Annotated in this window: 16 protein-coding genes; 12 read left to right on the top strand and 4 right to left on the bottom strand. The window is 40.3% G+C overall.

The annotated features are described in order from the left end of the window. The 7 genes from walK (at window position 1) to LZD48_RS12650 (ending at window position 8,793) form a co-directional block, all read left to right on the top strand. Window positions 1-1,824 carry a cell wall metabolism sensor histidine kinase WalK gene (gene walK / locus LZD48_RS12680; RefSeq protein ID WP_235763103.1) on the top strand — a complete coding sequence of 608 codons (1,824 nt, stop codon included), beginning with the start codon at window positions 1-3 and terminating at the stop codon, window positions 1,822-1,824. Beyond that, entirely contained in the window at window positions 1,821-3,185 is a 1,365-nt protein-coding gene (locus tag LZD48_RS12675; protein WP_235763102.1) for a YycH family regulatory protein, read from the top strand. Before walK ends, LZD48_RS12675 begins: the two co-directional genes overlap by 4 nt. A 2-nt stretch (window positions 3,186-3,187) precedes the next feature. Next, entirely contained in the window at window positions 3,188-4,105 is a 918-nt protein-coding gene (locus LZD48_RS12670) for a two-component system regulatory protein YycI (RefSeq protein ID WP_235763101.1), read from the top strand. Further along, window positions 4,102-4,887: an MBL fold metallo-hydrolase gene (locus LZD48_RS12665; RefSeq protein ID WP_235763100.1), complete on the top strand. Its 786-nt coding sequence runs from the start codon at window positions 4,102-4,104 to the stop codon at window positions 4,885-4,887. The genes LZD48_RS12670 and LZD48_RS12665 overlap by 4 nt, the downstream gene beginning before the upstream one ends. A gap of 134 nt (window positions 4,888-5,021) precedes the next feature. Beyond that, window positions 5,022-6,212, top strand: a complete 1,191-nt coding sequence (locus LZD48_RS12660; protein ID WP_235763099.1) for a S1C family serine protease — start codon at window positions 5,022-5,024, stop codon at window positions 6,210-6,212. 416 nt (window positions 6,213-6,628) lie between these two features. Beyond that, window positions 6,629-8,344, top strand: a complete 1,716-nt coding sequence (locus tag LZD48_RS12655; RefSeq protein ID WP_235763098.1) for an ABC transporter ATP-binding protein — start codon at window positions 6,629-6,631, stop codon at window positions 8,342-8,344. Window positions 8,345-8,451: 107 nt separating this feature from the next. Continuing rightward, window positions 8,452-8,793 carry a DUF3889 domain-containing protein gene (locus LZD48_RS12650; protein WP_235763097.1) on the top strand — a complete coding sequence of 114 codons (342 nt, stop codon included), beginning with the start codon at window positions 8,452-8,454 and terminating at the stop codon, window positions 8,791-8,793. Between the two features lie 11 nt (window positions 8,794-8,804). On the opposite strand, the gene LZD48_RS12645 is transcribed toward LZD48_RS12650, so the two are convergent. Beyond that, window positions 8,805-9,344, bottom strand: a complete 540-nt coding sequence (locus tag LZD48_RS12645) for a GNAT family N-acetyltransferase (RefSeq protein ID WP_235763096.1) — start codon at window positions 9,342-9,344, stop codon at window positions 8,805-8,807. A 206-nt stretch (window positions 9,345-9,550) separates the two neighbouring features. On the opposite strand from LZD48_RS12645, the gene LZD48_RS12640 reads away from it, so the two are divergent. After that, window positions 9,551-10,720 (top strand): TraB/GumN family protein, encoded by a 1,170-nt coding sequence (locus LZD48_RS12640; RefSeq protein WP_235763196.1) that lies wholly within the window; start codon window positions 9,551-9,553, stop codon window positions 10,718-10,720. 86 nt (window positions 10,721-10,806) lie between these two features. Beyond that, window positions 10,807-12,030 carry a hemolysin family protein gene (locus LZD48_RS12635; RefSeq protein ID WP_235763095.1) on the top strand — a complete coding sequence of 408 codons (1,224 nt, stop codon included), beginning with the start codon at window positions 10,807-10,809 and terminating at the stop codon, window positions 12,028-12,030. Window positions 12,031-12,183: 153 nt separating this feature from the next. Here the strand turns inward: LZD48_RS12635 and LZD48_RS12630 are convergent, their stop codons facing one another. Continuing rightward, on the bottom strand, window positions 12,184-12,333 hold the full coding sequence (locus LZD48_RS12630) for an aspartyl-phosphate phosphatase Spo0E family protein (protein ID WP_235763094.1): 150 nt from the start codon (window positions 12,331-12,333) through the stop codon (window positions 12,184-12,186). Window positions 12,334-12,481: 148 nt separating this feature from the next. Here LZD48_RS12630 and mobB point away from each other — a divergent pair, with 148 nt between their 5' ends. Both mobB and rlmH read left to right on the top strand, forming a co-directional pair. Continuing rightward, window positions 12,482-12,994: a molybdopterin-guanine dinucleotide biosynthesis protein B gene (mobB, locus tag LZD48_RS12625; RefSeq protein WP_235763093.1), complete on the top strand. Its 513-nt coding sequence runs from the start codon at window positions 12,482-12,484 to the stop codon at window positions 12,992-12,994. A 15-nt stretch (window positions 12,995-13,009) separates the two neighbouring features. Next, on the top strand, window positions 13,010-13,489 hold the full coding sequence (rlmH, locus tag LZD48_RS12620) for a 23S rRNA (pseudouridine(1915)-N(3))-methyltransferase RlmH (protein WP_235763092.1): 480 nt from the start codon (window positions 13,010-13,012) through the stop codon (window positions 13,487-13,489). Between the two features lie 139 nt (window positions 13,490-13,628). Here rlmH and LZD48_RS12615 read toward each other — a convergent pair whose 3' ends face one another. Further along, window positions 13,629-14,147 carry a DJ-1/PfpI family protein gene (locus tag LZD48_RS12615; RefSeq protein ID WP_235763091.1) on the bottom strand — a complete coding sequence of 173 codons (519 nt, stop codon included), beginning with the start codon at window positions 14,145-14,147 and terminating at the stop codon, window positions 13,629-13,631. Window positions 14,148-14,282: 135 nt separating this feature from the next. Between LZD48_RS12615 and LZD48_RS12610 the strand changes: the two genes are divergently transcribed. Further along, a complete protein-coding gene (locus LZD48_RS12610) occupies window positions 14,283-14,663 on the top strand; it encodes a winged helix-turn-helix transcriptional regulator (protein ID WP_010648814.1) in 381 nt (126 codons plus the stop codon). A gap of 486 nt (window positions 14,664-15,149) precedes the next feature. On the opposite strand, the gene LZD48_RS12605 is transcribed toward LZD48_RS12610, so the two are convergent. Continuing rightward, window positions 15,150-15,836, bottom strand: a complete 687-nt coding sequence (locus LZD48_RS12605; protein WP_235763090.1) for an aldehyde dehydrogenase family protein — start codon at window positions 15,834-15,836, stop codon at window positions 15,150-15,152. Between the last annotated feature and the right edge of the window lie 249 nt (window positions 15,837-16,085).

The following is a 16,085-nucleotide window of genomic DNA, read 5'->3' as shown; positions in this document are numbered from 1 at the left end:
ATGCATAAAGTCGGATTTTTTCGTTCGATACAATTAAAATTCATTATCATTTATATTCTCTTATTAATTTTAGCTGTTCAGCTTATCGGAGCATTCTTTACCGGACAGCTTTCCAATAACCTGGAAGAGAGCTTTAAAGATAACGTCTCCAGTCGAATGGAGCTTCTTAGCTATAACTTGGAGCTTGTCTTTAATCGAGAACGTACAGAAACAGAAGAAGGAATCAGTTTGGAGTCAGAAGTGCAAGATATTGTAAATGAACTCAGCACCGATGAACTGACAAACGTAATTGTTGTAAACAATCAAAGTATCATTATTGGTACGAATAACAATTTGCTGGAAATCAATCAGCGGATTACAAGAGATATTATCCAACAGGTACTTTTTTTCGATACGACAAATGAAGATGATTTCATTAATGAAAGCGGTGAATACGTCTATGTCCGTGTAGACCCGATTTTTGATAATGAAAATAAAGTAGTCGGTGCGATTTACATGGAATCCTCATTAGAAGGCGTATACAATCAATTGGATGAAATTAATAAAATCTTCCTGCAAGGAGCCCTGCTTGCGATTGCCATTTCCGCCATTATCGGTGTGCTTGTTGCCCGTTCAATTACAAAGCCGATCAAAGAAATGCGCAGGCAAGCACAAGCAATGGCGAAAGGCGACTTTACACAAAAGGTCAAGATATACGGGAAAGACGAAATTGGCCAGCTGTCAGAAGCGTTTAATGACTTGAACAGCAGGCTGAGACATTCTTATGCAACGATTGAAGAAGAACGCTTTAAGCTCAGTTCCGTTCTCTCCAACATGTCAGACGGAGTAATAGCAACTGACCAGGAAGGCTCGATTACATTAATCAACGAAGCTGCCGGAGTTTTATTAGGAAAAAATCCGGACGATTTGATTGGCGATGATTTACTGGATGTTTTACAACTTGATGAAAAACTTGTCGATATATCGGAACTACGGGAAAATAGTTCGATGATTATTGATTTCAGTGATGATAACCAGCCATTCCTCATTCGGACAAATTTCTCCACGGTGAAAGATGACCAGGATGCGGTGAATGGATTCATTACGGTGTTAAATGATGTGACAGAAGATGAAAAAGTCGAACAAGAGCGCAGGGATTTTGTATCCAACGTTTCCCATGAGCTAAGAACCCCGCTTACGACAATGAAAAGCTATCTCGAAGCATTGGCGGACGGAGCATGGGAAGATAAGGAAATCGCACCGAAATTCCTCGAAGTTACGCAAAATGAAACAGACAGGATGATTCGGATGGTAAATGATCTTCTTCAGCTTTCCAGAATGGACGCAGAGGAATATTCGCTCCACAAAGAGGAAACAGATTTTATCCATTATTTCCATCAGATTATTGACCGGTTTGAAATGAATTTGCCGGAGACGATGACAATTAAACGGGAATTGCCGAATAAGAAATATCAAGTATGGATTGATAAAGATAAGATGACACAAGTTCTCGATAACATCATATCAAATGCGATTAAGTATTCTCCAGAGGGTGGCAGAATTTTCTTTCGAGCAGAGAATAAACGCCATTACTTACTCATCTCCGTTCAAGATGAAGGGATGGGAATACCTTATGATCGATTGGAAAAAATCTTTGACCGCTTTTACCGGACAGACCGGGCAAGAACGAGGAAGCTGGGCGGAACAGGTCTAGGACTTGCAATTACAAAAGAACTCGTCGAAGCTCACCATGGTCGAATCTGGGCAAAAAGCAGAGAAGGCCACGGAACGACCATTTACTTTACACTCCCGCTTATTAAGAGGAAGCGGAGGGATATCCGATGAAATTTGAAACGATAAAAACGTTTATACTCACTGTATTGATAGGAATTAGTATTCTCCTGTCTTTCACATTATGGAGTTATCAGCCGAACTCGAACCAGGTAATCAGCAGCGAGAGTGGAAATAGAGAGGTTGATGCAGGAGGGTCGGGGGAGGAAACGAAGCAGAGTCTCATAAAGCCGACAGATATTATTTTTCACACTGCTTCAGGTTATTATGGGTTTAACGACCCAACAGCACAGGATCAGCTGTATCAGCAAATACAAGAATGGAGCATTTCAAATTATGAAGTGTTGGATAGTGATGAGACGGTCGAACGGTCTAAAGAGATGATTGAGCTCATATTTGGAGATGAAATTCCGACAAAAATACTCGACCCACTATTTAATTTTGGACCAGATGATATTATTTTCCCGAATTCGTCAATGAAGCGGTTGTATATTAGCTTCGTACACGATAGTAAGTCCTTGCAGCTTGAGTTTGTCTCGGATGAATCGAATCAGCGCGCGGTAGCATTAGTTAATGATATGAATATTTATGAGCAATTGTCGGTTATGATGACGGAGATGGATGAAGATGCTTATCGGGAATATCTAGTGATGAATGAGCAAACGAACCCAATTTATGTTCCATCGGGTAAGGTGAGCTTGAGCTCTTATTCCATTACACCAACACAAATTGAGCCAACATTATTCGTCAATATTCTATTCCCCAACCCCGGAGTTGTTCGCGTAACGAATTCGCAGACGATTGGGGAAGCTTATTTTACGGATAACCGGCAAATGAGTGTTTATCAGAACGGGAAGCGAATGGAATATATTAGCCATATTTCACCGTCAACTGATGAACCGGATCGTGTTATCAATGAAGCAGACTTGCTTGACCGGAGTATCAGTAATATTAATAATCATAGTGGGTGGACCTATGAATTGCGCTTGGATCAAGATTATCGCTTGGATGATGTCAATTTGAATACAAACCAAGTGACGTATCAGATGCATTATAAGAGCTATCCTGTTTTTAATATTCATAAGCTCGCCACCATCCAGCAAAGATGGAGTGTTTATCAGAACAGCATGCAGCTCGTTGAATATGATCGACCACTTTATTTATTTGATAGTGAATTCGAACTTCGGGAAATTGCACTTTCATCAGGAGAAAGTATTATTAGTTCTTTAGAAACGGATACGGATGTTTCGATGGAAAATATTCAAGATGTTAGAATAGGTTATGAGTTGAACTACCAGCGGGATGATCAGAACAGTGAATACTTTGAGATGATTCCAGCTTGGTATAAGAAAGAAAACAATTCATGGCAAAAAATCGTGTTTGATGAAGAAACTCAAGGGAGAGGAGGGAACTAAGGATGCAATGGGGAAATATTAAAACATTATTTATCCTTAGCTTTCTCATCCTCAATATTTATTTGGTCTCTGCTTTCATCGACAGGCAGCAAGATGTCGGCTTTCTCGACAATCAAGAATTGCCGATTGAGGATCAGCTCGCTTCGGAACAAATAACGAATGACGCCGATCCAGTAGATGTGACCGAAGCGGCCTATATATCGGTCATCCAACGGGAATTGTCAGATGAGGACCTTGAGGAACTGGATGAATTAGAAGAACAGACGACAGAAGTTTTTAATAATAATATGATTATCAGTGAATGGAATAGCCCGATTCAGCTTTCAAAAGATATGACTAATGAAGGGCTGGAAACAGCGATACTTCCCCACGTGCTTTACGGAAACGAATATACGATTTCAGAGTGGAATGAAGAATTGAATATATTGATGTTTTTCCAAGTGAAGGAAAAAAGCCCCATTTATTATAATGAGAACGGTTTGTTGCTCGTGTATTTAAATGATGATAATGAAGCGACCCATTATAGCCAGACGATTCTTGGGGAAGTCGAAGTTGAGGATGGCCCTGTGCAGTTGAATCAGCCTACGCAAGTGATCGGTCAACTCTTCAAAGCAAATTATTTACAACGCGGGGATAATGTGTCGCGTATACAGATTGGCTACTATTCGCGGATTTCTGCAGAAGGTATTCAAGTATTTGCACCAACATGGAAAGTGACGGTAAATGAGAGCCGAGATCATTTCGTCAATGCGATTGAAGGTCTCATTTATGAAAGTAATGAGACAGAGTTTTTACTGAATATCATTGGTGAACACACTATCCGGATGAATATGTTAGATGAAGAAAATGAGCTAAGGGAAAATTTCTTACCTCTTTTAGAGGATAGATTAGAGATGGATAATCGGAGTGAAACAGAATGAGTTTACGTTTTAGTGTACTCGCATCAGGGAGTACAGGGAATGCTTTTTATATAGAATCGAAAAAAGAAAAGATACTTGTCGATGCGGGGTTGAGCGGGAAACAGATTGATTTACTATTTGAAAAAGCTCACCTTGACCCGAGCGAGCTTTCCCGCATCTTAGTGACGCATGAACATAGTGATCATATAAAAGGGCTTGGTATTATTGCGCGGAAGTATAATTTGCCGATTTATGCAAATGAAAAAACATGGAAAGCGATGGAACATTCGATTGGAAAGCTTACCGTTGATCAGAAGTTTGTTTTTAACCGAGAAGAGGTACAAACCTTTGGCGATATGGATATCGAATCCTTTGGTGTCTCTCATGACGCTGCGGAACCACAGTTTTATACATTTTATAGTGGCGGGAAAAAAGTTGCACTCGTGACCGATTTAGGTTATGTATCAGACCGGATTAAGAAAACAGTGGAAGACGCAGATGCTTATATTTTTGAGGCGAATCATGACGTGGATATGCTTCGGATGGGAAGGTATCCGTGGAATGTGAAGCAGCGTATTTTAGGTGATTCCGGGCATGTATCCAATGAAGATTCTGGACTTGCTCTCGCTGACGTCATTAATAATAATACGCAGCGGATTTACCTAGCGCATCTAAGCTTGGACAATAACATGAAAGACCTTGCCCGCATGTCCGTGTCACGTGTACTCGAAGAACGCGGTATTAATATTGAATTATGTGACACCGATCCAAAAGAACCAACCTTATTATATGATGTTGTTTAACAGGCCAATCAGGAAATTCCTGGTTGACCTGTTTTTTTGTGCTCTGACCCCAATATCCCGCTCTAAAAGCGTTATGAATATAAGACTTTTGGTAATACTAGCTTTAAGAAGATAGTAATGGAGGAGGTTAGTGAATGGGCTATTATAAACGGAGAGTGCACAGGAAATTTTACTGGCTCACTCCCCTGCTTTTAGGTGTTATTATCGGTGTTTTAATTGTCTCTGTTGCGATTCCAGAACTAATGAAAGCGAATGTTATCCCCCAAGCAACAACAGACGGAACGAGCGAAACAATTCATAACGGATTAAATAAACCACTGCAGAACACTTCGGTGAGTGTCGATGTATCCACACAAGTAACCGATGTTGTCGAACGAGTTACTCCAACTGTTGTCGGCGTAACGAATATCCAACGCCAGAATGATTTTTGGCGGGAGAAAGGCTCAATCGAGGCTGGAACCGGTTCAGGAGTGATTTATAAAATAGAAGATGGGAATGCTTATGTCGTAACCAATCATCATGTCATCGAAGGAGCGGATCAGATTGAAGTCGTTCTTTATGATGATACACATGTTGAAGCAGAAATGATTGGAAGTGATCTGTTTAGTGACCTTGCTGTCATCCGGATGCCGAGTAATACTGTAAATGATGTGATAGAAATTGGTTCTTCTAGCAATGTGAAGGTCGGTGAACCAGCAATCGCGATCGGCAACCCGCTCGGTCTCATGTTTTCGAGCTCGGTTACGCAAGGTGTGATTAGCGGTACGGAACGAACAATTCCGCAAGATTTTGATATGGATGGTCGTCCTGATTGGCAGGCAGAAGTTATCCAAACCGATGCTGCCATCAATCCAGGAAATAGTGGCGGTGCCCTGATCAATATCTACGGTCAGCTTATCGGTATTAATTCAATGAAAATTAATGAAGCAGCGGTAGAAGGCTTGGGATTTGCAATTCCAGTTGATCATGCCCTGCCGATTATGCAAGAACTTGAAACAAACGGCGTGGTAGAGCGGCCATTCCTAGGAGTTGAAGTCTATTCTTTAGATGAAATTCCACACCAAGAATGGGAAGATACATTAGCTTTACCAGCTGAGGTAACTGGCGGGGTCTATATTTGGAGTGTCCAGCCTTTATCGCCTGCTGACCAAGGTGGTCTGGAACGATTCGATGTCATTGTCGAACTGGACGGTAAGCCGATTACGAACGTCATTGATTTAAGACAAATTCTTTTCCATGAAAAGGAAATCGGCGACACCCTACCAATCACCTATTACCGTAACGGAGAGATTCATGAAACCGAAGCAACTCTTACTGCTCAATAGTGGGACATGGGGTCAGAGCATTTGTCACAGTAAAAGGTGCAGTATGTTAGATGCTGCACCTTATCCACTGAACTTTCAAACAAATGAACCCTATTATCCACAGCAAAAGCGAACTTATTAACATTCCGTGGATAAGATTTCACGTGATTTCTATATATAGTAGTGAAAAATCGTTCCATAACAAAATAAGTAGGAACACTTGTGCATATGTGGATAACTTTGGGGATAATCACAGCGTTTCAACAGAAAAAAACCCTTATCCACGATTTATCCACGGATAAATACTCCACAACGTGAATAACATTCCACATGTTTTCACTTATTCACAATCAAACAAACCTTCCCTCTTGAATCTACTCCCAACAAAGCATATAATTTCTAGTAGACTTTAAAAAAGGAAAAGGAAGTGCATCACGTTGATACGTCGTTTTTTCTCTTATTATAAGCCACATAAACGGCTATTTATTGTCGATTTCTCGGCAGCAATAATTGTGGCAATTCTTGAACTTGCTTTTCCACTCGCTGTTCAGTGGTTTATCGATGATCTCTTAATGGGTGACGACTGGAATATTATTTTAACAGTAGGTGCGTTACTCTTAATTGTGTATATCATAAGCACCCTGCTCCAATATGTTGTAACTTATTTCGGACACAAATTAGGGGTAAATATTGAAACCGATATGCGGAACGAATTATTCCATCACGTGCAAAAACAGTCTTTCCGTTTTTTCGATAATACGAAGACCGGTCATATGATTAGTCGAATTACGAATGATCTCTTTGATCTCGGCGAGCTTGCCCACCATGGTCCCGAAGACTTTTTCATTTCCATCATGACATTTCTAGGTGCTTTCCTTATTATGTTTACAATCAATCCAATGCTTGCACTTGTTGTGTTAATCGCCATTCCGATTCTTATTTTCCTTATTTCATACGGAAATATTCGCATGAACCGTTCGTGGAAAAAGATGTATGAAGATATTGCCGATGTAAATGCCCGAGTGGAAGATGCAGTTTCTGGTGTACGTGTCGTTCAAGCGTTCACGAATGAGCAGTTTGAAATGAACCAATTCAATGAGAATAATAAAAAGTTCCGCCGAGCGAAACTCGGAGCGTATCGCGTTATGGCGACGGTTCACTCGAGTATTTATCTGCTTATGCGGCTTATGACATTGTTTGTGCTTGTATTCGGTGCTTGGCTCACCTTCAATAACCGACTAACATACGGGGAACTTGTCAGTTTTATTCTTCTTATGAATGTGCTTACGAACCCGATCAATAAAATTACGGCCCTACTCGAGCTATATCCAAAAGGGATGGCCGGGTTTAAGCGATTTACTGAAATGCTCGATGTGGATCCAGACGTAAAAGATAGACCAGACGCAGTGGACGTGGGCAACCTCAAAGGGAATATTGAATTTAAAAATGTTACATTTGGTTATGAGGAAAATAAGCAACCCGTGCTCGATAATCTGAATTTAAACGTTCAGTCTGGGGAAACAGTGGCTTTTGTTGGTCCGTCCGGTGCCGGTAAAACGACCATTTCTTCTCTGATTCCGCGATTTTATGATGTGGACGATGGCAGTATTTTTATTGATGGTATGGATATTCGCGATATGAAAAAAGCTTCTCTCCGCAAAAATATCGGAGTCGTCCAGCAGGATGTCTTCCTCTTTACAGGGACACTCAAAGAAAATATCGCTTACGGTAATCTTGATGCGACTGATGAGGAAATTTATGAAGCGGCTCGCCGTGCGCATATGGAAGAATTTATTGCAGAACTTCCGAATGGCTACGAAACGCAAATCGGTGAGCGCGGCCTTAAGCTTTCAGGTGGACAGAAGCAGCGGATTGCGATTGCCCGGATGTTCCTGAAAAACCCGCCAATCCTTATTCTCGATGAAGCGACGTCGGCCCTCGATACAGAGACAGAGCGAATTATTCAAGAATCATTAAATGAACTCGCAGAAAACCGGACAACCCTTGTTATTGCTCACCGTCTTGCAACGATTAAAAATGCTGACCGCATTATGGTCGTTACGAAAAATGGGATTGAGGAACAAGGAACGCATGACGAGTTGATTACACAAAATGGGATCTTCGCAAGACTTCATAATGTGCAAATGAATTAATAAAAAGCATATCCATCTCACTTTAAAAGGAGGTGGACATGCTTTTTCTATTTTTCCTCATAAATATTTTTTAAAAACACAACCTATATAAAAAGGAGCTGATCATGATGGGCAAGTTACTATTCACGATAATCACTATTTCACTTTTCCTCTTTCCAATCGCTGCAACTGCAAATCCAACACAAAATGAACCGAGCACAGAGGAAGAAGCCCCTTCCTACGCCCAATGGGGCCGAATCGCCATGCAAGCAACGAAGGAGAGGTACCCTGAAGCTGCAATCATCGATTATTTACATATCGGTGCGATTACAAGGGACGGAATAACAACGGAAAAGTTTAAATTATGGCTGCGCGGCAAGGAAAAGGAATTTGGCGTCTATATCGATATTCGTTATAACAAAGAAACGGAAGAAATGATCGATATAACATTCCAGGAAACCGACCGATAAGAACAAAATACTCACTCCCATTCAGAGCGAAGCATACCGTAAACGACATGATCTACAAAATGGTCATACAGCCACTCGGACTGTCGGATTGTTCCTTCTTCTTTAAAATTCAGCCGCTCTGGAATCGCCCGACTCTTCCGGTTCCCAACTGCGGCACGAATCTCCATCCGGTTTAAATCAAGCTCATAAAATCCATAATGCACAAGTCCGCTGACTGCCCGGCTCATAATGCCACGCCCGACCATGTCTGTCGCAAGCCAGTAGCCGATATGCCCGACACGATTTGGCCAATCAACTAAATTAAAACCGAGCATTCCGCATAGTTTGCCATTGTAGATAATTCCACAGTTTAACGACTTTTTCGCGTCGTACGCTTCAAGTGAATGCTGAATAAACGCAAGACTATCCCGCTCCGTTTGTGTCCCGTCAACCCATGGCAACCACTCGCGAAGCTCCGCCCGTGATTTTTCCGTCAGCTCGAACAATTCACTGGCATCTGATTCCTGAATAATCCTTAATGTAATCTCTTCATCAAAATCTAATTCAAGCATGTTACTCCCCCTCTTATTTACCGATACCCATTATTAAGCTATCTGTTTATTTTTAATCATACAAAGTTCCTCCTTAAAAAGAAAGTCCTATTTGAAAAAGAATCGAGCAAAAAGCACATTTTATTTTATTTTCACTGGACGCTAGTTTATTATAGAAGTAATAAGCATTTTTAACGGGCCCAAGGATTAATCAAAGGAAGGAATCTATACTTGTGGATAATATAACGCGATTAGAAATAAACGGGAAAGAAATCATTCTGGTCGGAACGGCGCACGTTTCCAAGCAAAGTGCCGAGCAGGTAAAAGATGTTATCGAAGAAGAAAGACCAGATGCTGTCTGTATTGAACTGGACGAGCAACGTTACCAATCGATAACCGACGGAAACAAATGGCAGGAAACTGATATTTTTAAAGTAATCAAGCAAAAGAAAGCATCGTTACTCCTTATGAACCTTGCCATCTCCTCTTTTCAAAAACGAATGGCAAAACAATTTGGTATTAATGCTGGCCAGGAAATGATTCAAGGAATCGAATCGGCGAAAGATGTCGGAGCAGAGCTCGTTCTCGCTGACCGAAATATTCAGGTCACGTTTTCACGAATTTGGGGGAATATCGGACTCAAAGGAAAAGCCACACTGCTCAGCCAAATTATTTTCAGCATCTTCAGTAATGAAACAATTACCGAAGAAGAGCTAGAGAAAATGAAGCAACAGGACACCATCAATGCAATGCTTCAAGAAATAACGGAGAACTTTCCGCGGCTGAAAAAGCCGTTGATTGATGAACGAGACCAATACCTCGCCCAGAAAATTAAAGAAGCACCAGGAGAGAAAATCGTCGCTATTCTAGGAGCGGCCCATGTGCCCGGGATTACAAAAGAAATACATAAGAAGCAAGATTTAAAAGCATTGACGAAGCGGCCGCCCAAGTCAAAAGCACCAAAAGTTATTGGCTGGATGATTCCACTCGTCATTATCGCGCTCATTGCACTAACCTTTTTCCAAAATCCGGATGCTGGGATGCAGCAAATCTGGAGCTGGCTCCTCTGGAACGGTTCTTTAGCGGGTCTCGGAACGATTATTGCGCTTGGTCATCCACTCGCTGTGCTTACAGCAATTGTTGCAGCGCCATTTACATCTTTAAACCCATTTCTTGCAGCTGGCTGGTTTGCGGGATTAGTCCAAGCATGGATGAAAAAGCCACTCGTCCGCGATTTTGAAACATTAGCAGATGACGTGACAAGTGTCAAAGGATTTTGGAATAATAAAGTGACCCGTGTCTTACTCGTTATCGTGTTGGCAAATCTTGGCAGCTCCTTAGGTACATTCGTTGCCGGAGCAGATGTCATTCGCCTATTTATTCAAAACTTATTCTAATTGAAAAGAAAGCACATTCCTTAGGAACGGTGTTTTCTTTTCTTTACCTAGACGTGAACTCAGTATCTTGAAGGAGGAAAAACCAAGTGATCATTGTGATCATCGCTATACTATTCGTTCTATCGATTTTCTTCTCTGTAAGTGAGACAGCGCTCACCTCGTTAAATCCGGTAAAACTGCAAACCCAGGCAAAAAATGAGGACAAAAAAGCACAAAAGCTCTTGCGAATTATCGAAAATCCGAGCGAACTGTATATCGTGAACGTAATCGGCAATAATATCGTGGATCTTTCCATCGTTTCCCTTGTCGTTTATTGGACGTTGGATACAAACTTTAACACGATTTTAGCTGTTACGATTACGATTTTGACGATCATCATTTTTGCGGAAATCATTCCAATAACAATAGCCCGAGCAATCCCGCAAGAAATTGCATCAGCAGTATGCCCCATTATTCAGGGTGTTATCAAAATATTAAAGCCAATTATTTGGCTCCTCGGGAAAATGTCGCTTCTTATCACAAATCGTTTTCATAAGGAGGGAATGGAAGAAGTCTCCGTCTCAAAAGATGAACTGCGAACACTCGTGGAACTTGCGGGGCTCGAAGGAACATTCCGAGCAGATGAATCATACCGGATTAAAGGTGTGCTGGATTTTTACAATTTAAATGTCCGTGATGTTATGAAAACACCCCGGGTAGATATTGTCGCCTTGCCAATCTCGTCCACTTATGAAGAAGTGCGTGATTTTGCGATTGATAACCGATTTACACGCTTCCCTGTTTATGACGAAGATATCGATAATATCGTCGGAATCATGCATACGAAATACTTACTTTCATGGTCTGTGAATCCCAAACGAAAATTGGAGGAATTTATCGATTCCGATCCACTCGTTGTCTATGAATTCCAGCCGATTGAAGAGATTTTCCGCAAGATGACGAAAGAACGGAGACATCTCGCCATCGTGCTAGATGAATATGGCGGGACAGAGGGAATTATCACGCACGAAGATATTATTGAAGGAATGATCGGACTTGAGATCCATGATGAGATGGATGAAGAAAGTGAAGTATTAATTGAAAAACTGACACCAACGAAAGTAATTTGTGATGGAAAAGTTACGTTGCACCGTTTAAATACAATATTCCAAACAGAAATCCCTGAGGAAGAGGACGTTCTCGCCGCCTACTTACTAAGCGAATTCAAGGACTTTCCAAAAACCGGCGACACACTCGAACGAGATAATCTTACTTTTAAAATCCTCACAGTAGAAGACCGCACCATCCGTAAAGTACAGATTGTGAAATGAAAAACGAATCCTTATGCTTTTCATTTTGTCGAATGATGTCGAAAAAAATGCAGGAAAAAACCGAACAATCCATCGTGCTTGTTCGGTTTTTTTAGTTTCTTATGTAGGTTGATTCTTTATCTAGTACATGAACCTTTTTATCCTACGCCGAAATTATTTCTCCTGTTTTCTCTTTTGATTGAGTGTCGCTAATTGATTAAGCAATTGGTCAAGTTCCTGTGAAATATTTATTAGCTTTTCATAAGTGGCATTGTTCGTATAAGCTTCGTACATTTTCAATCGCTTTTTCTCAATCTGGACCACCAATCTATCTCTCTGGTCCGCGATAGATTCCTCACTCCTTTAAAGTGATATTATGTATAATAACCGTTTTGTAAAAAAATAAACAAAATACATTTTTTAAAATAAGAGAACAAACTGCTCTACAGAGGGATTGGAGAGAAGAATCAGGATGAGAATCATTCAAATTGCCGGGTACAAAAATAGTGGAAAAACGACCCTTTCTACCCGAATCATTAAAATGTTTACGGAAGCAGGATTTAAGGTAGGGTCGCTTAAGCATCATGGCCATGGCGGCATTCCACTTGGTTTTAGTGACACGGACAGCGAGCAGCATCGCAAGGCCGGCGCAATGTTTGCAGGGGTCGAGGGAGAAGGAGTTTTTCAGTTTACAGCTCCAAATTTGAAGGTGGAACAGCTTATTGACTTTTATGCTTTTATGAAAATGGATGTCCTTGTGGTGGAAGGATTTAAAGAAAAGCCATTTCCTAAGCTCGTGCTTTTGTCAGAGGAAAAGGAACGAAGGTTGCTTGATAGAGTGGAGAATGTAAAAGCAGTTGTGTCCCCTTTTTCCTTTGGGAGCGCGGCTGTGTTCCCTACCTTTAAGCGTGATGAAACAGCTGCGTTACTAGCTTGGCTGAAACAGGATATGATAGATAATAAAAGTGAATACGAGTGGAAATAGAGAGGAAGAACGAAGATGAAAATAACAATCATATCTGTCGGTAAATTAAAGGAAAAATACCTCAAGCAAGGTATTCAGGAATATCTGAAACGGCTTTCGAGTTATGCCGATGTTTCCATTGTTGAACTGTCCGACGAGAAAGCTCCTGAAACGATGAGTAATGCGGAAATGGAAACCGTGAAACGAAAAGAAGGCGAACGAATTCTAGGAGCGATTAAGCAGGATACGTATGTCATTACATTAGAAATTGAAGGTAAAATGCTGACGTCAGTTGGTCTCGCAGCGAAAATGGATGAGCTTGCAACGTATGGTAAAAGCAAGGTTGCTTTTGTGATTGGCGGGTCGCTTGGGATTAGTGATGAGGTAAGGAAGCGGAGTGATTTTGCCTTGTCGTTTTCGAAGCTGACGTTTCCTCATCAGTTGATGCGGTTGGTATTGTTGGAGCAGGTGTATCGGGGGTTTAGGATTATTAGGGGGGAACCGTATCACAAATAGTGGTAAAACAAAGAGTAGAGATTGTGCTTGAAAATCAGTGGTTAGATAAGTTATTTACTAACATAAAATAAGGAATAAGAGAAGATTAAACATTTAAAAAGCCTCCGGTATACACCAAAGGCTTATATCATCTTTTATGTTAGTTTATTGCATTAACTAGTGCTTTTCCAAATTCTTCGGCGCCATCTGGGCCGTCACCTGTAATAATGTCACTATGTGCAATGACATGTTTCTCGACATATTTTACATCATTTTCTTTCAGTTGGTCTTTTTGTACGTCAACAGGGTAGCAAGTTGCCTCTCTACCTTCAAGTAATCCGGTTTTCACAACAGTGACTGCACCAGCACAAATTCCGGTAACTAGAACATTATCTTTATATGCTTTCTTTAAATAGGTGGATAATTCCTTGTTTTCCCAAAGATGATCATTTGTGCCAGATCCGCCAATGACAGAAATAACGTCAAAGTCGGTTGCTGTAGTATCGGAGAAGACCTTTTCGGAAATTGCCTTACCTTCAAAGTCGCCAATAATTTCGCCAGTTTTTGTGCTTGCAATTGTTACTTCTATTCCTGCATTTTCAAGTGCCTCTTTCGGTTTAAATAATTCATCTTCATTAAATCTTTCGGGTGGTATAATTAAAAGTGCTTTTTTACTCATAATTGCTATTCCTCCTAAAATGGTTTATCTTTAACTCACATATTTATATTACAACCTGTTTGTAATTCTGAGAAGAATGCACTTTTTTGTAACAGAGTAACCTTAAAGTAACAATTAAATGCGGAGGCCGAAGATATGTTGGATACACTTAGAGATGAAATTAAAGAGAAGATAATAAATGGTGATTACAACTGTGAAAAAGAACTTACTTTATCGATTATCAGTGGAAAGTGGAAAGTTGTGATTCTATGGCATTTAGGTGTTGAAGGTCCGCACCGCTTTAGTGAATTGCAAAGATTATTTCCTAAAATATCCCACAAAATTTTAACGAATCAATTAAAGGAATTGGTGGAAGACGGCATTGTACATCGAGAGGTTTATCCAGAAGTTCCGCCTAGAGTGGAATACTCAATGACTGAGTTGGGAATGACATTACTTCCAATTGTGGAAATGATGTATGATTGGGGAAAAAAACGAATAGAAGAAATCAAAAGAGAAATAGGGAAATCAAATTAAAAATGATAGAGTGTTTAATTGAAAAGGTATTGTGTATAAAGGAATTACTATTAAAAAGTGATGAGGTAAGAAACCAGAGGACTATTCTGGTCTCCTTTTATTTATATGGAAATTAGGTACGAACATATATATTACCAGTGAATTTAGTTGAACCGTATCACAAATAAATGAGGTAGATAAAAAGAGATTTAAAGTTCTTCCTTTATTAGTTATTTCTTTCATAAATAAATCCCCTACCATTTAAAGGTAGGGGGTAGTAATTAATTATGCATTTCGGACCTGTATGCTTTATTTATTCTAGTCTTCACAAGCTCTCTTCTGGTTTTCAGTGACTGTCAGTTCCCAAAGTTTCCCGTTGACCTTTAGGAAGTATTGAGCATCGAATCTATAGCAAAATTGGTTGAGTTTCTCCAGCGGCATTAAGAGTAAAAAGAATTAGAAGTAATATTCAAAAGTTAGCCATGTATATCCATCTTTACTTACTATTTAGCGCTCATAGTGTGTTGCTACACGACGGATATTGAGTAAGTGTTTAACAGTAATATTATCTGTTGTACTACCACCACCTGCTGTTCCACAGCCTAATGTTAATGAAGGATCAAGTTGAGTAGTCATCCCAATCCCACCCAATATTCCACCTGAATTAACAATAATGCGTGATGCATTAACCGCTACACCGAATTCTTCAATTTTTTCTTGATCTGTTGAATACACGATAGCAGTATGACCGAGTCCTGTAATATCTAGCAGTTGACTAGCTTTTTCTATTCCTTCTGCCCAATCATTTACCGTATATAAAGTGAGTAAAGACGTTAACTTTTCACCTGCAAATGGATTTTCCTTAGAAATGTTCGTTTGTGCTGCAATAAGCAACTTCGCATCTTTAGGAACATCAATATCCGCTAATTGTGCAAGAACGGGTACAGGCTTTCCTACAACCTGAGGATTTAAAGTTCCTTTTTCATTTAGAAGAACTTGGCTTAATTTGTCTTGCTCCACTTCATCTATGAAATATGCTCCTTTATCCTTTAATTTTTGGACAAGCTCTTCTTTTACAGAAGCTTCGACGATAATTGATTCCTCCGATGAACAAATCATTCCATAATCAAACATTTTACTATCCATTATTCGGTCAACAGCTTGTCCGATGTCTGCTGTTTTTTCAATGAGCACTGGTTCCCTGCACCTACGCCAATAGCTGGGTTCCCTGAGGAGTAGGCAGCTTTGACCATACCGCCACCGCCAGTTGCTAGAATTAATGCTGTATCTTCATGCTGCATCATTCCCTGTGTTTCTTTGTAACTGCTAAACTAGACTCAACAGTTTTCCACAAATAAGAGTAAACAGTTTTCACCAATTAAGACTAAACGGTTTACTAATTCCATATCCCTTTCGGTATACTTAAATCGGAGTATGTCGAAG

Source organism: Oceanobacillus alkalisoli, from assembly GCF_021556485.1.
Taxonomy (GTDB): Bacteria; Bacillota; Bacilli; order Bacillales; family Amphibacillaceae; genus Oceanobacillus; species Oceanobacillus alkalisoli.
The sequence above is the reverse complement of the archived record's forward strand: the minus strand, read 5'-3'. Positions and strand labels throughout refer to the sequence as shown.